General features: G+C 72.3%; 16 protein-coding genes. 2 read left to right on the forward strand and 14 right to left on the reverse strand.

Going from position 1 to position 23,947, the window contains the following annotated elements; genetic code table 11:
* Nucleotides 1-644 precede the first annotated feature (644 nt).
* Nucleotides 645-848, forward strand: coding sequence for a hypothetical protein (locus WMF39_RS32075; protein WP_437740285.1), 204 nt, complete (start codon nucleotides 645-647; stop codon nucleotides 846-848).
* On the opposite strand, the gene WMF39_RS32080 is transcribed toward WMF39_RS32075, so the two are convergent.
* The 5 genes from WMF39_RS32080 to WMF39_RS32100 all read right to left on the reverse strand — a co-directional run bounded on the left by WMF39_RS32080 (nucleotide 849) and on the right by WMF39_RS32100 (nucleotide 6,270).
* Nucleotides 849-1,754 carry an FAD binding domain-containing protein gene (locus WMF39_RS32080; protein WP_437740286.1) on the reverse strand — a complete coding sequence of 302 codons (906 nt, stop codon included), beginning with the start codon at nucleotides 1,752-1,754 and terminating at the stop codon, nucleotides 849-851.
* Nucleotides 1,751-2,233: a (2Fe-2S)-binding protein gene (locus WMF39_RS32085; RefSeq protein WP_437740287.1), complete on the reverse strand. Its 483-nt coding sequence runs from the start codon at nucleotides 2,231-2,233 to the stop codon at nucleotides 1,751-1,753. The genes WMF39_RS32080 and WMF39_RS32085 overlap by 4 nt, the downstream gene beginning before the upstream one ends.
* On the reverse strand, nucleotides 2,230-4,587 hold the full coding sequence (locus WMF39_RS32090; protein ID WP_437740288.1) for a xanthine dehydrogenase family protein molybdopterin-binding subunit: 2,358 nt from the start codon (nucleotides 4,585-4,587) through the stop codon (nucleotides 2,230-2,232). Before WMF39_RS32090 ends, WMF39_RS32085 begins: the two co-directional genes overlap by 4 nt.
* A gap of 103 nt (nucleotides 4,588-4,690) precedes the next feature.
* A complete protein-coding gene (locus tag WMF39_RS32095) occupies nucleotides 4,691-5,329 on the reverse strand; it encodes a nucleotidyltransferase family protein (protein WP_437740289.1) in 639 nt (212 codons plus the stop codon).
* The gene (locus tag WMF39_RS32100; RefSeq protein WP_437740290.1) at nucleotides 5,326-6,270 is read right to left on the reverse strand and encodes an XdhC family protein; all 945 of its coding nucleotides are present in this window, start codon (nucleotides 6,268-6,270) and stop codon (nucleotides 5,326-5,328) included. Before WMF39_RS32100 ends, WMF39_RS32095 begins: the two co-directional genes overlap by 4 nt.
* Before the next feature lie 189 nt (nucleotides 6,271-6,459).
* Here WMF39_RS32100 and WMF39_RS32105 point away from each other — a divergent pair, with 189 nt between their 5' ends.
* A complete protein-coding gene (locus tag WMF39_RS32105; protein ID WP_437740291.1) occupies nucleotides 6,460-8,376 on the forward strand; it encodes a HEAT repeat domain-containing protein in 1,917 nt (638 codons plus the stop codon).
* 1,721 nt (nucleotides 8,377-10,097) lie between these two features.
* On the opposite strand, the gene WMF39_RS32110 is transcribed toward WMF39_RS32105, so the two are convergent.
* From WMF39_RS32110 to WMF39_RS32150, 9 genes are all read right to left on the reverse strand, one after another.
* Nucleotides 10,098-11,411 carry a hemolysin family protein gene (locus WMF39_RS32110; protein ID WP_437740292.1) on the reverse strand — a complete coding sequence of 438 codons (1,314 nt, stop codon included), beginning with the start codon at nucleotides 11,409-11,411 and terminating at the stop codon, nucleotides 10,098-10,100.
* A 63-nt stretch (nucleotides 11,412-11,474) separates the two neighbouring features.
* Entirely contained in the window at nucleotides 11,475-12,806 is a 1,332-nt protein-coding gene (locus tag WMF39_RS32115; RefSeq protein ID WP_437740293.1) for a glutamate--cysteine ligase, read from the reverse strand.
* Nucleotides 12,807-12,879: 73 nt separating this feature from the next.
* Nucleotides 12,880-13,929 carry a homocysteine S-methyltransferase family protein gene (locus WMF39_RS32120; protein WP_437740294.1) on the reverse strand — a complete coding sequence of 350 codons (1,050 nt, stop codon included), beginning with the start codon at nucleotides 13,927-13,929 and terminating at the stop codon, nucleotides 12,880-12,882.
* Between the two features lie 117 nt (nucleotides 13,930-14,046).
* Nucleotides 14,047-16,869 (reverse strand): VWA domain-containing protein, encoded by a 2,823-nt coding sequence (locus WMF39_RS32125; RefSeq protein WP_437740295.1) that lies wholly within the window; start codon nucleotides 16,867-16,869, stop codon nucleotides 14,047-14,049.
* Nucleotides 16,866-18,773: a vWA domain-containing protein gene (locus WMF39_RS32130; protein WP_437740296.1), complete on the reverse strand. Its 1,908-nt coding sequence runs from the start codon at nucleotides 18,771-18,773 to the stop codon at nucleotides 16,866-16,868. The genes WMF39_RS32125 and WMF39_RS32130 overlap by 4 nt, the downstream gene beginning before the upstream one ends.
* A gap of 2 nt (nucleotides 18,774-18,775) precedes the next feature.
* Nucleotides 18,776-19,729, reverse strand: coding sequence for a DUF58 domain-containing protein (locus WMF39_RS32135; protein WP_437542928.1), 954 nt, complete (start codon nucleotides 19,727-19,729; stop codon nucleotides 18,776-18,778).
* An 18-nt stretch (nucleotides 19,730-19,747) separates the two neighbouring features.
* Nucleotides 19,748-20,752, reverse strand: a complete 1,005-nt coding sequence (locus tag WMF39_RS32140) for an AAA family ATPase (RefSeq protein WP_437740297.1) — start codon at nucleotides 20,750-20,752, stop codon at nucleotides 19,748-19,750.
* A 72-nt stretch (nucleotides 20,753-20,824) separates the two neighbouring features.
* Nucleotides 20,825-22,759, reverse strand: a complete 1,935-nt coding sequence (locus WMF39_RS32145; protein WP_437740298.1) for a hypothetical protein — start codon at nucleotides 22,757-22,759, stop codon at nucleotides 20,825-20,827.
* A gap of 335 nt (nucleotides 22,760-23,094) precedes the next feature.
* The gene (locus WMF39_RS32150) at nucleotides 23,095-23,907 is read right to left on the reverse strand and encodes a response regulator transcription factor (RefSeq protein ID WP_437740299.1); all 813 of its coding nucleotides are present in this window, start codon (nucleotides 23,905-23,907) and stop codon (nucleotides 23,095-23,097) included.
* Nucleotides 23,908-23,947: the final 40 nt, after the last annotated feature.

Genomic DNA, 23,947 nt, shown 5'->3' on the forward strand with positions numbered 1-23,947 from the left:
TGCAGGTGCGTCCCGGCCCGCCGCCGGCGCTCCCGTGCCCGGAGGCGCTCCCGGCATCGCTGGATCCCCCGGGGCCTCCGCGCTCGGTTCAGGAGACTGCGCATGAGCGACCCCGGCCACGGTGATCAGAAGCACGGGAACAGCGAGCCCGAGACGGGCCCGGAAGGGACGGGTCTGCGTTGACATGTAATATGTATTACTAACCCACCGAATCACACCGCATCGCGAGCTCGGTGGGCTCGCGGCGTGTCGAACTCGCGGTCATCAGGGGCCTACTACAAATGAAAGTCAACATCGAGTAGCCCTTGAACAGCGCAGGGCGACGTGCGCTCACGCCAGACGGCAGCGCAGACGACAAGGAGCGTGCACCGCCGTCCGCGCAGCCACAGAAGGCCTCCGCCGGTCCGAGAGAGGCCGCCTCGTTCTCAGGCGCAGGAGCGCGTTCGGCATGGAATCAGGCGCAGGAGCGCGTTCGGAATGGGAATGGAAGAGGACGGGCTTCTCGACGACGCGCCTCCGATGGGCTGCCCCGCAGGGCCGGAGCTTCCACGCGATGTTGCCGCGCCGTCGCAACCACGTCGCCCCTTCAGCGCATCTTCCCGCCGCTCGGACCGCCCCGGAGCGTTCGTCGTCGAGGAGTGCTCATGAATTACGACATCGGCATGATCTGCCCAGCCTGCGGCTGCGTCACCATCTTCCAGGCCGGCACCACCACCCCGCGGCGATGCGCGCGCTGCCACGACATGGACGCGGAACCTCCGCTCCCGCCGCCAGCGTACGAGCGGCCGACATTCCCCGGCGGGCGCAGCCGGAGGCCCGAGGCCGCGCAGCTCGACTGGATGGAATGATCATACCGGCGCGCCGAGCTGCCGAAGGAGCTCCCGCACCACCCCGCAAGCGCAGTGCTCCCGGTAGGCGCGCGTCGAGCGCACGTCGTCGATTGGCGAGATGTCCTGCGCGACCGCCGCGTCGATCTCCGCCGCGGTGAGCTCGGCGAGCGGACGGGACATGCAGAGCGCGCGCACGCTCGGCAGGAGCGCCGTCGTCGGCGCGACCGACGCCATCCCCAGCCCGAGCCGCGCGGCGCGCCCGGATCGCACCTCGGCCACACCCGCGAGCGCGACCTTCGAGATCGCCTGCGCCCGTCGCGCGCCGATCTTGCGCCAGTACCAGGGCGACCCGGGCGCCGGCAACGCGATCTCCACGGCGACGATCACCTCGTCCGGCGCGCGCGACGTGCGCTTGTAGCCCGTCTGCAGGGCGCTCATCGGGATGCGCCGCTCCCCGCGGACGCTCTGCACCACGACGGTCGCGTCGTAGGCGGCGAGCGCGGCGACGCCATCGGCGGCCGGCGACGCCGTGGCCAGGTTGCCGCCGAGCGTGCCGCGCGCCTGGATCTGCACCGCGCCCACGTCGCGGCTCATCCGCGCGAGGAGCGGCGCCCGCGCGGCGATGGCGTCGCTCCGGAGCATCTCCAGGTACGTCGTCGCGGCGCCGACCCGGAGCGTGTCGCCGGAGAGCGAGATGCCTCGCAGCTCCGAGAGCCGGGACACGTCGACGACGAGCGGCGCCGCCGGGCTCCCTGCCGCGACATCGAGCGGAGGCCTGAGCTCCTGCTCGACGACCCAGTCGGTGCCGCCGGCCAGGAGCGTGACCGGCGCGCCGAGCGCGGCCCGCTCCGCCACGATCTCGCACAGCGGGCCGAGCCCGGCGACGTGCCGCATCTCGAACAGGCGCAGATCGGCGAGGCTCACGGCGCCGCCCCTCCCCCGCCGCGGCGCAGCGCGGCGGCTGCGCGGACGCTCTCGACGATCCGCTGGTACCCGGTGCAGCGGCACAGGTTGCCAGCGAGCGCCTCGCGCACCTCGAGCTCCGACGGATCCGGGCTCCGCGCGAGCAGCGCCTCCGCCGAGAGCAGCATGCCCGGCGTGCAGATCCCGCACTGCGCGCCCCCCTCCTCGACGAAGCAGCGCTGCAGCGGCGACAGGTGTCCGGCGCATGCGAGGCCCTCGACCGTCGTCACGTGCCGCCCCTCGCACTGCCCGATCGCGACGAGGCAAGCGTTCACGGGGTCGCCGTCGAGCAGCACCGTGCACGCGCCGCACTCGCCCTCCGCGCACCCCTCCTTCGTGCCCGTGAGCCCGAGCGGGCCCCTGAGCGCGTCGAGCAGCCGCGAGAGCGGCGGCAGATCGACCTCGCGCGGCGAGCCGTTGATGACGAGCGATACCTTCATGGACGCTTCCCTCCCCCCGCCGAAGGGCGGGGCGCCGCGGCGCCCCGCGCCGCCTCGAGCAGGCGCTCCGGCGTGAGCGGCAGCGCGCGCGCGGCGATCCCCGTCGCGTGCTCGACCGCCGCGGCCACCGCGGGCGCGCCGCCATCCATCGGCATCTCGCCGATGCCCTTGGCCCCGCCGCCCGGGCCGAACGGGAACGGCTCCTCGACCAGCACGACATGGAACGGCGGCGCGTCGAGCGACGTCGGGATGATGTAGTTGGTCATCCGCGGGTTCTTGATCTTGCCGCCCTGCCAGACGATCTCCTCGGAGAGCGCCCAGCCGATCGCCTGGAGGCTGCCGCCCTCGATCTGCCCCTTGCACATCACCGGGTGGATCGCCTTGCCCACGTCGGTGGCCGACCAGAAGTCGACGACCGTCACCTCGAAGGTGTCGAGGTCCACCTCGACCTCGACCACGTCGCACGCCCAGCCGAAGCACGGGTACGCGTCTCCCTTGTACGCCTCGTCGTCCCAGCGCACATAGCTCGGCGGCTCGTACTGCTTGAGCGACGTCACCTGGCCCTCGCGCGCCAGCAGCCGGTCGGCCGCCTCCTCGAAGCTCAGCGCCGGAGGCCCCGCCGCGGCGCCCGCGCCGCCCTCCCCTACGGCGCGCGGCTCCTGCGCCGATGCCTGTTCCGCGCGCACGCGGCTCGCCAGCTCCCGCGCTGCGGCCTCGACGATCGAGCCGACGACCATCACCGTGCGCGACGCCACCGTGGGGCCCGAGTCGGGGACCGTCGTCGTGCACGGCACCGCGAACTCGATCCGATCGAGCGGCAGCCCCGCCGCGTCCGCGGCGATCTGCCGGAACACCGTCTCCGTCCCCTGGCCGATGTCCGTCGACGCCGTGCGGATGCGGAGCCGCCCGCCGGGCACGAGATCCAGCGCGACCTTACCCTTGTAGTAGCGCTCTCCCGACCCGGTGAAGCCCGCGCCGTGCATGAACACCGAGAGCCCGATCCCGCGCGCCACGCGCCCGCGGACGACCGGCCCGGCCGCGCGCTTTTGCCGGTAACCGCTCGCCGCGATCGCCCGCGTGATGCACTCCTCGCCCGCGACGCTCACGCGGAGCACCTGCCCCGTCGCGGTCGAGTCGCCGGGGCGAAGCACGTTCTTCGCCTTCAGATCGAGCGGATCGCAGCCGAGCTCCCGCGCGACGCGGTCGAGGTGCCGCTCGATCGCCCAGATCGTCTGCGGCGCGCCGAAGCCGCGGAAGGCGCCATTCGGCGGCGTGTTCGTGGCCACGGCGGTCGCCTCGATCCACACGTCGTCCCAGCGGTAGGCGCCCGCGGCGTGGAGGGCGCCGCGCGACAGGACCACCTGCGTCAGCGTCGCGTACGCGCCGCCGTCCATGAGGATCCGGACCTTCAGCGCGCGCAGCGCGCCGTCGCGATCGCAGCCGCTCGTGATCTCGCAGGACGCCGGGTGGCGCTTCGTCGTCGCCTCGATGTCCTCCGTCCGGTCGTAGATCATGCGCACCGGGCGGCCGCTCTTCCTCGCGAGCAGCGCCGCGTGGAGCGCGATGATCGACGGGTACTCCTCCTTGCCCCCGAAGCCGCCCCCCGTCACCGACTGGGTGATGTGGATCCGATCGGGAGGGAGCCCGAACGCCCTCAGGAACGCCTTGTGGACGTAGAACGGGCACTGGATCGAGCCCGTCGCGTGCGCGCCGGCCTCGTCCCACCAGGCGATGACCCCCTGCGGCTCGATGTAGAGCTGCTCCTGGTGGTGCGAGGCGTACGTCCCGGTGACGACCACCTCGCAGCGCGCGAGCGCCGCGTCGATCGCGGCCTCGCTCGCCTCGCCGCGCTCCCGCGCGGCGTCGGCGCGCCCGTTCGTGATGAGGTACCGCTTGATGACGTTGTCGGCGCCCCAGATGATCTCCCCGCCACCCCGCGCGGCGCGCGCGTCGAGCACCGGCGGCAGCGGATCGATGTCGAGCGCGACGGCCTGAACCGCCCGCGCGAGCTTCAGCCGGTCCGCGCAGCCGAGCAGGACGATCGGCTCGTAGGCGTGGTTCACCTTTCCGGTCGCGAGGATCGGCTGATCGTCCAGGATCAGCGCGACCACGTTGACCGGGACATCCTCGGCGAGCACGACGGTGACGTCGCTCCAGTCGAACGCGGGGTCGAGCCGCACTCCCCGCAGGATCCCGCGGGGCACGGGGCTCCGCACGGTGCGCCCGAAGATCTCCCCCGGCATCGCCGGGATGTCGTCGACATAGCGCGACGCCCCCGTGACCTTGGGAGGGCCGTCCGTACGGGGCACGCTGCTCCCCACGGTGCTCGCTGACGCTGGAGGGCTCGTCGCCATTCGTATGCTCCTCCTCACCGACGATAGCCCGGTCCCCCGGGACGCGTCGACCCGCGCGCGCCGCGCGGCGTGACCCGCGCAGGGGGACGATCGCCGGCCGCCTTCAGGCGAGAAAGCGCGGCGGGCCCCCGAGCACGCGGATCACGTCGACCGGCACATTCAGGTCGTGCAGCACCCCTGGATCGTCCACCTCCTCGTCGACGCACCTGTCGCCGAGCGCCCTCAGGTGATCCCGGAGCGGCGGTGGATCGGCCTCCAGGTAGCGCTGGAGCGCCTCGGTGCGCAGCACCACCGGGTGCCCGCCGCGGCCGAGGTGCCGCGGCCGCACCGCGAGCGGCGGCGTCGTCGAGGAGGCGCCCGCCTCGAGGCGGGCGAGCAGCCGCGCCACCGTCGCGGCGCGCGCGGGGGGCACGTCGACCGGCGTCACGATGACGGCGTCGGCGTCGCCGATGCGCGGCGCGGCGACGGCCAGCGAGCCCGCCGGCCCGAGGTCGTCCGGCGCGGACCACGAGACCAGGTCGATGCCGGGCTGCACATGAGCCAGCAGCGCGTGAAAGACGGAGCTGCGCACCACCACGAGCACCCGCGCGCTCTCGGCCGAGAGGCGAGCCTCCGCGTGCGCGATCGCCAGCGGCCGCTCGGCCCCGCCCTTCGTCGATGACGGCCAGGCCAGGAGCGCCTTCGGCCCCCCGAGCCGCTTGCCCGCGCCCGCGGCGAGCACGATCGTGGTCACTCGATTCATCCAGCCTGCTCCTCTCCGGCGGACGTCGTGCCGGCCGATGACCATCGAGCGCGCTGCCGCCCCGCGCGCCACGCGACGAGCTCCGCGGCCAGAGCGACGCCGATCTCGGCCGGCGTGCGCGCCCCGATGTCGAGGCCGACCGGCATCCTGACCCGCGCGACGTCGCCCTCCGGCACCCCCTTCGCCTCGAGCCGCGCGCGCGTTCGCGCGGCCTTCGCGCGGCTCCCGACGCCGCCCACGTACCCGAAGCCGCGCGCGAGCGCCCACGCGAGCGCCTCCTGATCGAGGGCGTGGTCGTGCGTCATCACGAGCGCCGCCGCCTCGCCGAGCTCCCTCGGCAGGCCCGTCAGCACATCCGGGTCGTCGTGCTCGGCGAGCACGAGCCGCACCTGCTCCCCCGGCGCCGGCGCGAGATCCCGCGGCGCATCGTCGTACGCCGACGGCGCGCGGGCGAGCGGCGCCGCCGACGGCACGCGGGCGGGGTCGGCGGCGGCGGCGCGCGTGTCGCAGAGGGTCACGCGGAAGCCCAGCGACGCGAGGAGCGGCGCGGCGAACGCGCCCACGTGCCCGGCGCCGATCACGAGGACGTGCACAGCGGGCAGCATCGGCTCGATGAGCACCTCGACCGAGCCTCCGCAGCACATGCCCAGCGTCGGGCCCAGGCGGAACGTCTCGAGCTTCGGCGCGCTGGCGAGCTCGTCGAGCGCGCGCCCCATGATGCCGAGCGCCGCCCGCTCGACGGCGCCGCCGCCGATCGTGCCGATCGCGGTGAGATCGTCGAAGAGGCAGAGCTTCTGCCCCGGCGTCGACGGCGCCGAGCCGTGCCGCGCCACCACCGAGGCGAGCACCACCCGCCGCCCCGCCTCGAGCGCGTCCAGGGCCGCCCGAAGCACGTCGTGCGGGAACGCCGTCCTCGGGATGACCTGGCTCAGATCCGGCATGATTGAGACTCTAGCGACCCGGCGACCGAAAACGAGAGCGCCGAGAGCCCCGGCGCCGAAAGAGCTTGCTGGAACGCCGCGCTTGTCGCGAAAGTCGAGCGCGCTCGGAGAGCGGCGCAGGCGTCCCCCGAGATCCCGGCCCGCTGTGACCGCCGGGATCCACATAAATACGCGGAGTTACAAGCCACGATGACCCCCCCCGCCACGCTCGACCCCGACCTCCAGCGCGCCCTCTCCGATCCGGGCTTCACGCCGGGCCGCCGCCACTTCGCCGCCCTGATGGATCTGCTCGAGACGGCCGATGAGCCCGCCGAGCTGGCGGAGCGGGCGCTGCGGCGCGCTGGCGCTGCGGCGCTGCCCGCCGCGATCGAGCGCGCGGCCGGCGCGCCGCCGGCGCTGCGCGCGCCGCTCACCCGGCTCGTCGGCAAGCTGATGGCCGCGGGGCCGATCGAGCCCGAGGTCTCGGAGCGGGCGCGCGACTACCTGCTCGCCTGCCTCGGCGACGACGATCGCCGCACGCGCCGCATGGCGGCGGTGGCGCTCGGCAAGCCGCCCGCGGCGGACGCCGGGCGAGCGCTCGTCGAGCAGGCGCTCGCCGAGGCGGCGCGCAGCGAGCGCTCGCCTGACGTTCGCCGCGCGCTGATCGACGCGCTCGGCAAGGTGGGCGGCGGCGCCGCGCTCGAGGCGCTGGCCGAGCTCGACGGCGACGACATCGCCGGCGTGCGCGCGCGCGCCGAGCTCCTGGCCAGGAGGACCCTCACGCGCGGCGAGCCGTCCGAGATCGCCGGCGATCGCGCGCCGGAGCGCCCCCTCCGGGTGGCGGTGCGCTGCCGGCGCGGGCTCGAGGCGATCCTCGCCGAGGAGCTCGCGGCGCTCGACGCGGACTCTCCCGGCGGGGCGCTCGTCCCCGAGCTCCGGAGCGATCCGTGCGGCGGCGCGCGGGTCGAGGCGGTGCTGAGCGGCCGCCTCGACGTCCTGTTCGGGGCGCGCACGATGCTGTCGTTCGCGTTCCCGCTGCCGCTGCGGAAGCTCGACCAGGGCGCCGACCTCGCCGCGGCGGTCGCGGAGCGGCTGCTCTCGCGGGAGGCGCGCGAGATCCTGCGCCGCTTCACCCAGGGCGCGATCCGCTACCGCATCGACTGGGCCGGCGGCGGCAAGCGCCGGGCAGCGGTGTTCCGCGCCGCGGCGGCCGTGGAGGCGGAGGCCCCGGAGCTCGTGAACGATCCGACCCAGAGCACGTGGGACGTGGTCGTCTACGAGGGCGCGGGCCGGGTGCGGGTCGAGCTCGCGCCGCGCCTGCCCGACACACGGTTCGCGTATCGCCGGGGCGACGTGCCCGCGGCGTCGCACCCGACGATCGCGGCCGCGCTCGCGCGCATCGCGGGGGCGCGCGGCGACGACGTCGTCTGGGATCCGTTCGTCGGCTCGGGCCTCGAGCTCTGCGAGCGCGCCCTGCTCGGACCGTACCGGCGGCTCGTGGGCTCGGATCGCGATCCTCGGGCCCTGCAGATCGCGCGCGAGAACCTCGACGCCGCGGGCGCGCGGGGCGCGGAGCTCCTCCAGCGCGACGCGGGCGGCGCGCCGCCCCCGGGCGAGGCGCCCACGCTGATCCTGACGAACCCGCCCCTCGGGCGGCGCGTCGAGCGCACGGGAGATCTCGACGCCATGCTCGACCGCTTCGTCGAGGGCGCCGCGCGCGCGCTCGCCCCGGGCGGCAGGATGGTGTGGATCTCGCCGTTCCCCGCGCGGACCGAGGCCGTCGCGCGCCGCTCAGGCCTCCGGCCCGAGACGCTCCTGCGCGTGGACATGGGCGGCTTCGACGCGCAGATCCAGAGCTTCCACAAGGAGGCGCTCCGGCCGCGAGCGAGCCACGATCGACGCGACGGCCAGCGCGGGGACCGGCTCGACCGCCCCCCTGCCGGGCGCGGTGGGCGCGGCCCCCAGCAGGCCGAGCTGCGCGGCGAACAGCATCGCCCCCCCCGCCAGGAGCAGCGCCACCACCACCGCAATGATGATCCCGAGCCGCCCCGAGCGGTCAGGCGGCACGTCGGAGATCAGGCCGAAACCGTCGGCCGTGCCGAGGGGCGGCGGCGCCGGCGCGGCTGAGCCCTGCGCTGCGCTCTGAGCGGGCGCCGCGCTCTGCTGCGCGGCGACGGCGCCGTGCGTGGCCGCCGAGGCTTGCTGCGATGGGCTGAGCGCGCCGGCTGCGGCGGAGGTCGGCCCGAGGAGCGCTCCGCCCCCCGCGTCGGCCCTCGTGAACGACGCGGCCGCGGGCGCCCCCGCGGCTCGTTCGAGCGGCGCCGTAGCGGAGCGACCTGTCGCCGCCGCATCGGCGAGCGCCTGGGGCGCGCCGAGCGTCGGCGTCGCGTCGACCGGGGGCGGCACGACCGGCGTGGGAGCCTCCCGCGTCCGCGTGGGGACGTCGTCGTCGTCATCGTCGCGGTCGTCGACGACCGTGGGCGCATCGAGCGTGGACTCGTCGAGCATGTCCCCGTCGAGATCGCCGAGGAAAGGTAGCTCGCCGCTCCGGGGCTGAGGTCTCGCGACAGCTTCGGGCTCTGCGTCCGGGCGCTCGCGCCCCGGGAACGCCGGCGCTGGCGCTGCGACCGCGTGCGGCTCTCGAGGCCCTCCAGCCGGCGGCGCCGCGCCTGGCGCGGGCCGCCCCGCGTCGGGCGCGCGGTGCGGGGCGGGCGCCGCTCCTCCGGAGCGCGCGGGCGCTGCGGCCGCTGGTCCAGCGGGCCCGCGGAGGTTCAGGGGCGTCGCCTCCCGCGCGGCCATCCTGGGCTCCGAGCCCTCACGGGCGTCGCCGGACGTCTGGGTCACCGGGACCGCCCCCACGCCCGGGACGCGCGCTCGCGCGACCGGAGCGCGCCCTTGCGCGGCCGGAGCCGCGGCGGGCGCCCTGGGGATCGGGGCGGCGCCCTGCCTGGGGGCCGGCGCGCCGGGTTGCGCCGCCGGGGGCCGCGCGCGCTCGGCCGGGAGAGGCGGCGCCGGTTGCCCAGCCGCCGCTGCCGCCGCGCGCTGCGCGATGACCTCGTCGAGCTGGCTCGAGCTGAACGGCGAGACCCGCATCAGCGTGCGCACCTCGTCGTCGTCTTCGTCGTTCGTCGCGTCCTCGTCGTCGAGCGGGAGCAGCGTGCGCACCGCGGGATCGGGGTGCCATTCCTCGAGAGCGCGCCGGAACGCGGCGGCGTTCGTCGTCCGCGCGGAGCGATCGCGCTGGAACGCATCGTCGAGGACCCGCTGGAGATCGTCGTCGCCCACGTCGAAGACGGCGAGCGGCGCCGGTGAGGAGCTCGAGATCCGTTGCCGCGTCTCGGCGTCGCTCCCGCCGCCGAAGGCGCTCGCCCCGGTCAGCACCTCGTAGAGCGTCGCCGCGATGGCCCACACGTCGTCGCCGGCCGAGAGCGTCCCGCCCCCGACCCGCTCGGGCGACTGGTACGCGATGCGGCTCGGCGTCTGGCGCAGGTCGGCCAGGATCGCCTTCGAGGTGCGATCGACCGCGGTCGTGAGCACGCACTCCGGCGAGATGGCGCCGTGCGCGACGCCGAGGGCGTGAAGCGCCTCGATCCGCTTCGCAAGACGAATGGCCCAGCCGACGGCGTCGAGCTCGTTCAGCGGGCCATCGCGCAAGATCCGAGTTGCAAGCGTTTCCACTTACGAAGCCAGGGTAGTACCGGTCCGCCGAAGTTTGTACCTGGATCCGCGCGCCGTTCGTCCCCGGGGCGACCGATTCCAGGGTGCGCGCCTCGCCGCGAACGCCCGGAGGCGGCGCCCCTGACGGACGGCGCTGGCGCGCGGATCCGCGGCGCGGGGAGCCGCGCTCGTCATGATCGCTCGCCCCCGGCCGCGTCGGTCGGGACGATGCGGACGCGCCGTACCCGCCGGCCGGCGACATCCATCGCCACGAGCGTGTAACCCTCGCACTCGACGCGCTCGCCCGCCTCGGGTGGGTGCTCGAGCCGGCCGAGCATGTAGCCGCCGACCGTCTCGACGGTCTTCACCTCGGGCAGCAGCACGATGTGCGCGTCGCGCTCCAGGTCCGTCAGCAGGACGCGGCCGTCGACGTCGACGATGCCGCCGCCGCGGCGGTGGATGGGCGGCACCTCCTCGTCGTTCTCGTCGCGGATCTCGCCGACGATCTCCTCGATGAGGTCCTCCATCGTCACGAGCCCCATGAACTCGCCCGAGGCCGACGTGATGATCGCCACCGGCACCTGGCGCGCCTGCATCTCGAGGCGGAGGCGCTCGACCGAGGTGTTCTCGCGCGCGAAGATCGGCTTGCGGAGCAGCTCGGCGACGCGCGCCGCGCGGCGGCGGTGGCTCAGGACGTCGAACAGGTCGCGCAGGTGCAGGTAGCCGAGCACGTTCTTGCCCTGCTCGTCGAGCACCGGGTACCGGGAGTACCCGGCGTCGGCCACGATCCGCACCGCCTCGTCGATCGTCATGTTCGCGCGCAGGGTCGCCGCGTCGGAGCGGAGCGACATCACGTGCCTCGCCGTGCGCCGGCGCAGATCGAAGATGCGCACGAGCATGCTGCGCAGCGCCGGATCGAGCCCCGCGGGGCTCTTGGTCAAGAGCAGCCGGAGCTCCTCCGACGTGTGCGCGAACTCCTCCTCGCCCACAGGCCGGAGCCCGAAGAGGCGGACGAACCCGTTCGCCATCGAGTTGAGCACCCAGATGACCGGCCACATCAGGACGAAGAAGCCGTGCAGCGGCCGCGCCGCCCAGAGCGTAACCTTCTCGGTCCGCTGGATCGCGAGCGACTTCGGCGCGAGCTCTCCGATCACGGTGTGGAGCGACGTGATCAGGATGAACGCGATACCGACGGAGATGGCGTGCGCGCCGACCCCCGACCAGGCGTCGAGCGGCGCGAGCAACGGCTCGATGAGCTGGGCGATGGCCGGCTCGCCGATCCAGCCGAGCCCGAGGGACGCGAGCGTGATGCCCAGCTGGTTGGCGGACAGGTACGCGTCGAGCCGCTGCGACATCTGCAGCGCGAGCCGGGCCCGCGCGTCCCCCTCGCGGACGAGCTGCTCCAGCCGCGTCGGCCGCATCTTGACGATGGCGAACTCGGACGCGACGAAGAACGCGTTGAGGAGCACCAGGAGCAAGGTGCCCAGGAGGTAGACGAGCGTCATGCCGATCGACGTCCTCCCCCCGGCGCGCCCGCCGCCCCGCGCCGCCTCGGCGACGAGCCGCGGCTAGATCCTCGCACGTTCGAGGATCTTGCTTCGCAGGTCCGGGTCGTCGTTGCTGAGTCCATCGACGAGAGCATCGGCCGGGGATTGCCCCTTGGCGATGAGCGCGCTGAGCCGATCGAGGTGGACGCGCTCGTCCTTGCCGTTCTTGTTCAGGCGCGCGCGCCGCTCGAGGCCGCCCGAGGCGATCGAGACGAGCCGCTCGGCCAGCGCCGCGAGCGGCTTGCCGCGGAACGTGGCGCGGAGCGCGCGCTCGGCGATCTTCGGGCGCACGGCCTCGAGCTCGTCGAACCTGAAGCTCTCGGACAGGGCGTCGGCCTCGTCGAGCGCGCGCGCATCGTAGAGGATGCCCGCCCAGAGCGCCGGGAGCGCGCAGACGAGGTTGGCCGGCAGCGAGTCTGCGCCGCGGACCTCGAGGGTCCGCTTCAGCCTGACCTCCGGGAAGAGGGTGTTGAGGTGCATCTCCCAGTCGCCGCGGGTGGCCCGGTGCCCCTCGAAGCCGTGCTCCAGGAAGTCGCGGAAGGTCTGCCTCGTGTTCTCGATCACCTCGCCGTCGCGCTTGAAGAGGAACATCGGCGCGTCGACCGCCCACGCGACGTAGTCCGAGAAGCGGCGCCCGCGCTCGAGCACGTCGCGGATCAGCCCCTGCCGCGCGGCGTCGACGTCGAGCCAGACCTTGGCGCGGTAGCTCCGCCCGCCGAACAGCGCCCCCTCGTAGAACGGGGAGTTGGCGAAGATCGCCGTCACGAGCGGGGAGAGCCGGAGCGACACGCGGAGCGCGCGCATCGCCGCCTCCTCGCTGGCGTAGTCGAAGTTCGCCTGCACGGTGGCGGTGCGGCGCATCATGTCGAGGCCGTGCGCGCCGCGCGTCGGCAGGTAGCGCCGCATGATCGCGTAGCGCGCCTTGGGCACCCAGGAGAGATCGGCTTGCGACGCGAAGGGGTGGAACCCGATGCCGAGCCAGGTCAGCTTGAGCTCGGCGGAGATGTCGCGCAGCTCCGCGAGGTGCCCGCTCATCTCCATACAGATCTGGTGGATGTTCTCGAGGGGTGCTCCGGACAGCTCGAGCTGCCCGCCTGGCTCGAGGGTCACCGAGGCGCCAGCCCGGGCGAGCGCGATCAGCGGACCGCCGGGGGTCTCGTGCTCGGGTGTCCACCCGTGCCGCTCGACGAGCGCCTGAAGGATGTTGAGGATGCTCCGCTCGCCCTCGTACGGGATGGCAGCGCCTGTCCTGGCATCGACACCGAACTTCTCCGCCTCGGCGCCGATCCGGTGAAGGGCCTCGGGCTTCGTGGCTTCGTGGAAGGGAAACAGCAGATCGTCAAACGTCTCCAACGGTTGAGACTTCGACTCACTCCCGTGGCTTGCATCGGCCATCATCACGTTTCCGGTTGGGTTTCGTTCTCGCTTAGAGCGCGCGCCTGAGAAGGGGCGCGCGCTGCGTCGTACGGAGCATCTTCGCGAGCGCGCCCAGGTGCGCCAGCGTTGTCCCCGTCCCTCCCCCGAGCATTCGCGCGCCCGCCTCGATGAGCCGCGCCGCCGACGCCGCCCAAGCATCGCAGATCTCGGCGGGCGCGATGCGGTCGGCACCGTCCGCCTGCACAGATTCCGCGCCGAGCAGCACGCCGACCTGAACCTCATGCGCGACGCCCTCGAGGCGCCGGAGCAAGTTGAGCCCGAGCTCGACCGACGGCACTTCGAAGAGCAACGCGTCCGCGCCGCCGTCGAGGGCTGAGCGGGCGACCTCCTCGAAGCCCTCGCCATCGGCGGTGCGCCCGGCGCCATCGAGCTCCACGAGCGCCCACGTCGCCAGCTGCGTCGTGCTGGCGCTGACCACCGCCGCGCGGCGCGCGAGCCGCGCGACCGTGGGGCCGACGCACGCTGCCTGGATTGGATCGAAGCCGCACGCGACGAGGATCTCGCAGCCGGCCGCCGCCAGCCTCGCCGCATGGACGGCGTAATCCTCGGCGATCCGGTCGGCCATGGGCGCGGCAGCAGTGTGGCCCAGGATACCCGCCACCGCCACGCGGCGCGCGGCCGCGCCCGCCGCCTCTGTAGCGAGCTCGACCGCGGTTCCGGTCAGCGCGGCGGCGCGGAACGCCATGCCGATGGGCGCCAGGGCGCGCGTCGTCGTCGCGGACGTGAGCGCCCGGACCACGTCGATCCCCAGCGCGATCTCCTGCTCGTGCAGCTCAGCGATCGCCCGCGGCGACTCGCGGAGCAGCCGACCGAGGGCGGTGTTGGAGGACACCGCGGTGCCTCGTCCACGGAGCGAAGCGAGCGGATCGCCGCTGATGATGAGCGGACGACCTACGGGAGGCCGAGAGGTGGAGGCCTCGAGCGCATTCACGTCCTTCGCTGCTTTCCAGGGCTCCTCTACCACCGGTCTATAAGGGGAAACTAGCCCAAGACGGCCCTTCCGCGTCGCGAAATGGTGCAGGCCAGCGGGCTGGAGCACAGCGTTCCACGCAGCGGAGTCGGGGACAACCTGACGGACGCGCACCGGCGCTCGGCGCGGCGCCGGGGAGGAACGGGGGATCGGCCGTCATGAGGGGCTCCGCTTTGCCATGAGCCGTCATGTGGCCGGGAGGCGCCGGCCCCCTACCCCTCGGCCCCGGCGCGCGACGAACTTCCGGTCGAAGAGCCGCACCCGGCGGACGAACAGATCGAGCAGGAACACGACCATCGCAGCGTAGATGAACCGCTGCCAGAGCTCCTCGTGGAACGTCACCTTCTCCCCTGCCGGGTCGAAGATGGCCGCCACGCCGTTCGGATCGACCGCCCCGCCTGTCGACGTCGCGGCTTTCTCGAGGATCGCGAGCTCGGGCTCGAAGCTCGCGTACTCGCGCGGGTACGGGTTCGAGACGTGGCCGTAGCTGACGGCGACGGGCCGGAGCGAGCCGTCCTCGGCCTCGCGCAGGTGCTCCGCCCGCAAGAGGAACGAGCCGTACCGATCCAGCGCAAGCGCCGTCTCGTAGCGCCCCGGCGCGGTCTGACGCATGTCGACGACCCGCGTCGCGCCGCCTGGCTCGGGCCCGATGAGGGTGAGCCGGGAGGTCAGGTTGTTCTCGAACCGGTCGTCGGCCCCGAACGCGTCGACGGACGCGCGCAGCTCGCCGTCGACGATCTCGGCCTTCATGTCGAGCTCGCGCCGGTGCTTCTGGCGCATGTGCTCATGGACGAGCTGTCCCCAGAATTTTTCGAAGCCTGGCCACCTCAGCCACTCGACGGCCCAGCGCGCCTTGACGTCGGTCGTCCAGGCCAGCGTCCACCCGAGGCCGACGCGCCAGCGCGCGAGGATCGGCTCCTCGGTGTCGCTCGTGAGCAGCTCCTGGGCTGGCGCCGGCTTCAGCTTGGTCGAGACGTAGCCGTGCAGGTTGGGCGCCGTGCGGACGTCGACGCCGCGGAGGAACGCCGCGTCGCCGACCTGGGTCACCGGAAACCACTCCTCGACGGCGGCGGCGCGCGCCACCATCTCGGTCTCCTTGGTGAAGATCCGCGGCAGGTTGTTCGGATCCGGGACCGCGTGGAAGCGCCCCCCGCCCACGTCGGCGATCATCTTGAGCAGCTGCTCGTCGAGGTCGTTCCCGAGCCCCACGGTGGTCACGGTGATCGACTCGGCGATCATGGCGGACACGAGGTCCCGGATGCCGCCCGTCGACGCCTTGCCGTCCGTGAGCAGGATGACGTGCTTCTTGCGCGCCTGCGTGACGGTCATGTCCTGGTAGGCGGCGTCGAGCGCGGAGAAGATCTCGGTCCCGCCGCCCGGCTGGATGCGCGCGATCTCGCCCGCGATCCGCGAGCGGTTGCGCGCGGGCTGCATCTTCACGTAGCGCGTCGGCGCCGAGTCGAACGCGATCACCTCGATCAGATCGTCCGACGACAGCACCCCCGCGGTCGCCTTCGCCGCGGCCTTGGCCATCTCGAGGGGCAGCCCGGTCATCGATCCCGAGCGATCCATGACGAGCGCCATCGCGACGCTCGGCATGTCCTTCTTTCGCTCGTTGTCCATCCGAACGGGCAGGATCCGCTCGATGGTGGTGCGGTACCAACCACCGAGGCCGTAGCCCGACTCGCCACCGGCGAAGAGGAACCCCCCGCCGAGATCCCGCACGTAGCTCTCGATGATCTCCTGCCCCTGCAGGCTGAGCGCTTCCTTCGGGGTGTCGGACACGATCAGGAAGTCGTAGCGCTCCATCTCCTTGAGGGAGCCGGGGAATCCTGCCGGCGGCCTGACGTCGACGTCGAACTGCTGCGCGGTGAGCGCGCTCGAGAGCGGGCCGGCGTGCTGCGGCGTCCCCTCGACGTAGAGCACCGACGGGCGCCCTGGCACGTCGATGGTGGTCGCGTACCGGTTGTTCTCCTTGAACTTGTCGTCCGCGATCTGGTCGAGCTCGAGCGCGTAGGTCACCTGCCCCGCGATGCGCACGACGCTCTTGAACACGACGTCGTTCGGCCCTGCCTTGAGCTCGAGGTCCCGGATGCCCTCGAGGCCGTTCAGCGCCTCCCCCTGAAAGAGCCGCGCGCGCGCCTTGGTGGCGCGGCTGGCGTAGATGTCGGCGTGGATCTCGAACGTCTCCCCGACCTTGACCCGGTCGGGCATCCTGAGCTCTCGCACCGCGACCTCGGGCGGCGCGGGCCGCCGGTACGGGATGGAGAACAGCCGCACCCCGACGTCGCGCGCCCGGTTGGCCTCGGCGAGCACGTCGCCGTCCGTCTGCACGCCGTCCGACATCAGCACGGCGCGCTTGAGGTAGCCGGGCGGATACAGCCCGTACGCGAGCTGCAGCGCGGCCTGGAGGTTCGAGCCCGCGCCGAGATCGCCGCGCTGTCCGTTCGCGTCGACGTGGCGGCCGACGGGCGGCGCGCGCCGCTCCTCCTCGCGACCGGCCGCCTCGCCGGCCGCGCGCTCGGCGAGCCGCGGCCGCCGCGCGAAGGTGATCACCTTGATGACGCCGTCCTCGGGCTTCTCGGCGAACGCCTTGTCGAGCGTCGCTCGCGCGTCGTCGAGCGCCTCGTCCGTGACCGACTCGGAGACGTCGATGAGGTAGATGGTGGCGACCTTCTCCGTGGTCGCGGACCTCGCGAGCCGCGACAGCCCGAGCGCGATCAGCGCGACGAACGCGACCCGCAGCAGCACCGAGAGCACGCGCTGCGGCAGGGGAAGGTCGGCGAGGGATCCCGCGAGCACCCCGACGAACCAGGGCGCGAGCAGGATCGCGCCGAGCATCTTCGGGTTGAGGAGCTCGTACTTCACCCCCTCGCGCACCCACGTCAGCGTCGGATCCGGGTGCAGGAGGACATACCTCCGGTACGCCCAGAACAGGATCCCGCCGAGGGCGACGCATGTGATGGCCCACGCGGCGATGCGCAGCCTCCGACCACGGAACGCGCTCACACCGTCACCCTCCTGTGGTACGTGAACCACTCGATCGCGGTCACGAGGAGCACCGCCGCGAGCAGGTAGACCCAGAGCTCACGGCGAACGCCGATCTTGAACTCGCTCACCGCGCCCGCGCCGCGGCCGTCGACCTTGAGCTCGGCGGCCGGGGCGATCGCGCTCTCCTCCGGGGCCGAGAGGTTCGCGGCGAACATGCTCTCCTCCTGCGCGCCCGCGGCGCCGACGCGCAGCGTGTAGAAGCCGGCGTGCTGCCCGAGGAACACGGCGCGCCCCTCCTGGATGGGGACCGCGCGCGTCGTCCCGTCGGGCTGCTCCAGGCTGGCCACCTCCGCGGACGAGGACGCCGGGATGTGCCAGACGGAGCCCGTGCGGAACGAGGAGATGTAGCTCGTGTCCTCCTCGACGAAGTTGTTGATCGCGTTGAGCAGGAAGAGCGGCCAGGCGATGCGGAGCGGGAAATCGCTCTCGCGCACGTCGAAGCCGAGCGCGACGAATTTCACGCCGCTGCGCCGCCCCTCGAGCAGCAGCGGACCCTTGTAGCTCCGGCCGACGACCCTGTCTTCCTTGTTGCCCTTGAGCACGTGGGCGCGCGCGACGTTCACGTCGCTGAGCGCCGTGTAGCGCAGGAGCGGGTGCTTCGCGTCGAGCTCGTCGAAGCCCAGGCGGTAGTTCGGGTCGTCATCGAGGACCTCCTTGCCCACCTCGAACGGGACGCTGGTCCCGGTCGGGTTGAGGTAGAGCAGGCTCCCGCTCCCCGGCGCGACGCTCGGCGCCACGCCGTCGAAGATGGTCACGTCGAACGACGAGGCCGCCGGGTACCGCTGCGGATCGACGAAGGTCACATCGAGGTACTCGTCGAGGAGCAGCGCCGCCTCGAGGAACATGTTCCCCGCGGAGACGACCTGCACGCGCGCGCGGCGCCGCTCGGGGAGGAGCGCGTAGGCGCGGTTGTCCGCGGGGAGGTCGTCCGAGCTGCCGTCGGCCAGCGCGAGCTTCGCCTCGAGCGTCTTCGACGCGCCGGAGAGGTTCGGGTAGAAGCGGGGCAGCTTCTCCTTGGGCTTGAGCCGGATGCGCGTCAGATCCGTGAGCTGGCCGTCGCCGAGCAGCGACAGCTCGAGATCGAGGGGCTCGTCGCTCGTGTTGGTGACCTCGAGCATCACCTCATAGCGGCTCTTGTCGAGCGGGTAACGCCGCACCGAGAACTCGGTGATGGCGGCGTTCCTCGATCCCTTGCCGATCGGCAGGTACGAGAGCTTGATGTCGCCGAGGCGCACCTGTCCGCCGGCGTCGGTCGGCTCGCCGAGCGCGCCGTCGCTCACGACGATGACCTCCGGCGATGGGAGCCCGCTCAGGGTGTCGCTCGCGAAGCGGAGCGCGCGCGCGAAGTCGGCGGTGGCGTCGGTCGGACTCACCGCCGCGACGGCCGCCTCGAGCTCCGAGATCTCTCCGGTGAGCGTCGACAGGGGCGTGATGGCCGCGTCCATCTGGGCCAGCAGCATGCGGTCGCTGCCGGAGAGGCCGCGGACCATCTTCCTGACCTCTTCCTTCGCGAGCTCGAGGCGCGAGGGCGCGACGTCGATGGCCTGCATGCTCGCGCTCGCGTCGATGAGGACGACGATGTTGCGCCCCTCGACGAGGTTCGCCTGAGGGCGCGGATCCCCCAGCGCGAGCAGGAGCAGCGCGAGGAGCGCGAGCTGCAGCAGCAGCGACAGGAGCCGCTTCAGCTGGGAGAACAGGCTCGTCGCCTCCTTGTCCCGGAGGATGCGCTCCCAGATCCTAGAGAAGGGGACCGCGACGGGCCGCCGGCGCAGCTTGAGGATGTAGAAGACGACGACGACGGCCCCGCCGAGGGCGCCGATCTGGAGCAGTGTCTGCAGCGGAACGCCGGTGAAGTGCAGCATCGCTACCGGAGGAAGCCGCCTCTGCGGAACACGCGAAGGATCAGCTCATCGAAGGGGACGGACACGTCCGCGCGGAAGTAGCTCACCTGCCGCGACGTGCAGAAGCGGCGGATCTCGTCGAGGTACTGCTCGTAGGCCTCGGCGTAGCGCTCGAGCACCTTGGGGGTCACCGTGACCTCGCGCTCGTCGCCGGTCTCGCAGTCGTAGACGCGCACGTCCCCGCGCAGCGCGGGCCTGGCCTCGCGCGCGTCGACGACGTGGAGCACGAACGGCTCGAACCGGTTGTACCGGAGGACGTTGATGCCGCGCTCGAAGCCCGCCGGATCATAGAGATCGCTGAGGATCACGGCGAGGCCGCGCCGCTTGTGCTGCGCCACGAAGGTCTTCATCGCCTCGCCGAGGTCGGTCGGGCCCTCGGCGCGCGCCTGCCCGAGGAAGCGGAAGATCCTGAAGATGCGCGCCTTGCCGCGGGTCGACTGCATGCGCCCGCTGATCTCGTCGGTCGCGGTGACGATCGCGATTCGGTCGAGGTTGGCGAGCCCCACGTACGCCAGCGCCGCAGCGAGGCGCTTTGCGTGCCGCAGCTTCTCGCCGTCGCCGAACGCCATCGACGCCGAGGTGTCGACGATGAAGTAGATCGAGAGGTCTTCCTCCTCCTCGTAGAGCCGGATGAGGAGCCGGTCGAAGCGCTGGTACGCGGCCCAGTCGAGGTACCGGAAATCGTCGCCGGGCGCGTAGTCGCGATGGTCGGCGAACTCGACCCCGGAGCCGGTCTTCTTGGTCCGCCGCTCCGCGCGCATCGCCCCCGAGAAGACGCGACGGCTCACCATCGCGAGGTAGTCGAGCTTGCGCTGGAACTCGTCGTCGAAGAGCTCCTCGTCGGGGGCGCTCGCGGAGAGCGCGGAGATGCGGCGCAGCGGCGCGGCGGCCCTCTTGAACGCGTCGAAGAGCCCCATGCTACCTTCGACGGCGCCTCATTTGCTCTCCGGAAGGTGCTTGAGGATCGCCTGCAGCACCTCGTCGGTCTTCACGCCCTCCGCCTCGCCCTCGAAGTTGAGCAGCACGCGGTGCCGGAGGGCGGGGAGCGCGCACGCGCGCACGTCGTCGACCGACGCCGCGAACCGCCCCTCGAAGAGGGCGCGGATCTTCGCGGCGAGCAGCAGCGCCTGCGCCCCGCGCGGCGACCCGCCGAACTTCACGAACCGCTTCACCTCGTCGAGGCTGCCTCCCTCGGCGGGGTGGGTGGCCTGGAGGAGCCGCACCGCGTAGTCCTGGACGTGCTTCGCCACGGGCACCTCGCGGACGAGCCGCTGCATGGCGATGATCCGCTCCTTGTTCAGGACCGGCCGCACCTCGATCGCGTCGGTGCCGGTCGTCCGCTCGAGGATCGAGTTCAGCTCGTCGCGGCTGGGGAACGGCACGTGCAGCTTGAAGAAGAACCGATCGAGCTGCGCCTCGGGCAGCGGGTACGTCCCCTCGCTCTCGAGAGGGTTCTGCGTCGCCAGGACGAAGAACGGCTCTTCCAGCGTGTAGCTCTGCCGCGAGACCGTGACCCGGTGCTCCTGCATGGCCTCGAGGAGCGCGCTCTGCGTCTTCGGCGTGGCCCGGTTGATCTCGTCGGCGAGGACGATGTTCGCGAAGATCGGCCCCTTGCGGAACGAGAACGACCGCTGCCCGCCCGCGTTCTCATCGATGACCGTGGTGCCGATGATGTCCGCGGGCATCATGTCGGGCGTGAACTGGATGCGCGAGAACTGGAGGTCGAGCGCCTCGGCCATGGTGCGGACGAGCATCGTCTTGCCGAGCCCCGGCACGCCCTCGAGCAGCGCGTGCGAGCCCGCGAGCATGCACGTGAGCACGCCGTCGACCACCTCGCGGTTGCCGACGATGACCTTCCCCACCTCCTCGCGCAGCTGTCCGATGCTCGCGCGGAACTCGTCCACCTCGGCCCGCGCTGCTTCCTTCGTCTTCTCGGCCATGACTTCCTGCTTCGCGCCCGCCGTCGCGGAGCGCCTGTAGAGGCGCGGTCGCGTTCGAGCCGCCGGCTCGACTCACTCGCGCGGCCTGATGAGCTGGAAATACCGGTTCACGTAGAACCGGTATCCATCAGGGATCTGATCCTTGTTGATCTGCTGCTCTGCGACCGTGTGATAGTCGGTGAAGACCTTCTTGTAGCCGGTCCCCTTGAAGCCCCGCTCGGCCGCGCTGAGGATCACCTCGCTGTTCGAGGGCCCTTGCTGCGTGTCGAGCCCCTGCGCCTGGACGTCCTGGGTCCCCATCTTCGGGTCGGTGCGCTTGCCCGCGACCTCGCCGCCACGGCCGGAGCCGACGCCGTCACCCCCGGGCTGGTTGCCGCCGTTGCTGTTGCCCTGGCCGCTCCCCGGCCCCTCCTGCCCCTGCCCGCCGCCGGGCATCAGGATCTTCTTGCCGCCGGGCCCGATCACCAGCTCCTGCCCCTGGCCTTGCCCGCCCTTGCCCTGACCGCCCTGGCCTTGCTGGCCCTCCTGCCCTTCCTGCTCGCCGTCGCCCTGCCCCTGTTGGCCCTGCCCCTGCTGCTCCTCACCGCCGCCCTGGCTGCCGCGCGCGCGCTTTCCGAAGCGGAGCATCCTGGCCATCCGCTGCTTGCCCCCCTGCCCTTGCTGACGCACGAGCTCCCGGAGCTCCTCTAGCCGCTGGCGCAGCTCTTCCTTCTCCTGCTCGGACATCTCCTCCTGCTGCATTCGGTTGATGTCCTCGGCCGCCTGCTCGAGATCGTCCGCTGACATCCCGAGGTCGCGCATCAGATCCTCGGCGGCCTTGGCGAGCTCGCGATCGAGCCGGTCGAGCTGGCGCCCGGTCCGCTCCTTCTGCTCGGCCTCGCGGTCGAGCCGCTCCAGCTCCCGCTCCTTCTTCTTGAGCAGCCTCTCCTGCTCGGATCTCTGCTGATCGTTCGCGGAGGCCTTCTGCTTCTGCTTGAGGAGCTGCTCGCGCGCCTCGGCGCGCTTCTCGTTGATCGCGGCGAGGGCCTCCTTGCGGCGCGACGCCGCCTCGGCGAGCGCCTTGCGCAGCCGCTCGATCTCGGCCTTGTCGAGCTTCTGCTTCTTGTCGCGGAGCTTCTCGGCGAGCTCCTTCAGGTCCTTCTTCGCCTTCTCGAGATCCTTCTTCTCGAGGGACTCCCCCACGCCCTTCGCCAGGTCGCTCTTCTTGAGGTCGAGCCCCGTCTCCTTCAGCGCCTCTTCGAGCGCCTTCAGGTCGGCCTCCGCGCCCTTGAGGAGCTCGCGCTCGAGCGCCTCCATGCGGCGGAACGCCTCGGTGCGATCGAGGCGCTTGTTGGCGATGTCCTCGATGAGCTGGTTGAACCGCTCGACCGCGGACTTCATCTCCGGGCTCTGGTCCTGCCGATCGAGCGCCTTGGCCGCGTCCTTGAAGAGCTCGATGTCGTCGGGCGACATGGTGAGCGCGTCGATGGTCGCCGCGACGGGCGCTTGCTTCCGCGGGGTGCGCACCTCCAGCAGCGCCACCGCGAGCACGCCGAGGCCCACCGCGGCGGAGGTCCAGAGCTCGCGAGGGAGCGCGAGCGGCGCGGCGCCAGCGGGGCGCAGCTCTGCGGCGTGCTCGCAGGCGTCGTCGATCGCCGCCTCCATCAGGGGGGTGCGCTGCGCTGCGGGCAGCGCGTCGAAGGCGAGCGCGATCGTCAGCCGGTCGTGGAGGCCGTGGTGCCGATCGAGGGCGATGGTGCCGGCGCGGGGAGGCAAGCGGCGCAGCATCGCCACGACGAGGGTGGCCAGCACGAGCAGCCCCGCGCCGAGGAGGAGCTGGCGCGCGCGCGGCTCGCCGAGGTACGCCGGGAGCGCCTTGTGCACCGCGAGCGTCCCGGCGGCGAGCGCGAGCGCGAGGGTCAGCGCGCTCGGCAGCGCGCGCAGCGCGCGCCCGAACCGCAGCCTCAGCTCAACCGCGAGCGCGGCGCTGCGAATGCGGTCCAGTTGCTTCGTGCGAGAGTCGCTCACGGTGCTCAGCGCTCCGGGCGCCCCCCGCGGGGGCCCTCGAAGGGGAAACGTCGCAGCATTGTACCTGCTGACGGGTCAGGCGCCCGAAAGTTCCTGGGAGGCTCCGCGCGACGTACGAGGGAATGACGCACGGCGAGCCCTGATGATTCCCGTGCAGGGCAGCCTCTGCGCTCAGCGCGCCGCCGGCATGGATGCGCGTTGCCGGTGGTGGGTGGGGGTCTTCCCTCGGGGCGCTGATCGGACGGCTCTTCTGCGCCCGGCTCGGCGGCGGCACGCGTACGTTGCGTGGGAACGAGGTGACGGGCCACTGCGCACGGCGCCCGCCTCGGATTGGATCACTTCATCGACTTCTTCTTGGACGCCGCCTTCGTGGCGGCCGGCTTCTTCGCCGCGACCGGCTTCTTCGCCGCCTTGGCGGCCGGCTTCTTCGCCGCGACCGGCTTCTTCGCCGCCTTGGCGGCCGGCTTCTTCGCCGCGACCGGCTTCTTCGCCGCCTTGGCGGCCGGCTTCTTCGCCGCGACCGGCTTCTTCGCCGCCTTGGCGGCCGGCTTCTTTGCCACAGCCGGCTTCTTCGCCGCGGCCGGTTTCTTCGCCGCCTTGGTGGCCGGCTTCTTCGTCACGGCCGACCGCTTCGCAGCCGCCCTGCTCGCCATGGCACCGTTTGCCGCCGACTTCTTCGCCCCCGTCGCCCGCTCTCTGGAAGACGGCTGCGCCGCGGCTTCACGCTCCTCACCAACCGCGCTCGTCTGAGCCCTGGCGCCGTTCGCATCAGGAACCTGCTTCGCATAACGCGCGAGCGTCTCGCGCACCCGCGCGTCCAGATCCGTGAAATCGAACGGCTTGTTCAACCAGGCGTCCGCGGCGAAGAGCGGCGAGGTCATCTCGTTCAGGTTCTCGCCGATCCCGGTGAGCATGATGACGCCGGTGCTCGCGAACGGCCGTCCGTCGGACGTGTCGCTCTTCAGCCGTTTGCAGATCTCCCAGCCGCTCATGCCGGGCATCATCACGTCCAGGATCACCAGATCCGGCCGGTGCTCACGCGCGAGCTCCCAGGCGGCATCGCCCTCGGAAGCCTCGATCACAGAGAACCCTAAGTTCCTCAGGTGACGCGCAACGAGGCTCAACATCGCCGGTTCGTCTTCGGCCACCAGGACACGGGGCGGCATCGTGCTCGCGGAAGGCATCGTG

This window comes from Sorangium sp. So ce1504 (assembly GCF_051521635.1).
GTDB lineage: Bacteria > Myxococcota_A > Polyangia > Polyangiales > Polyangiaceae > Sorangium > Sorangium cellulosum_B.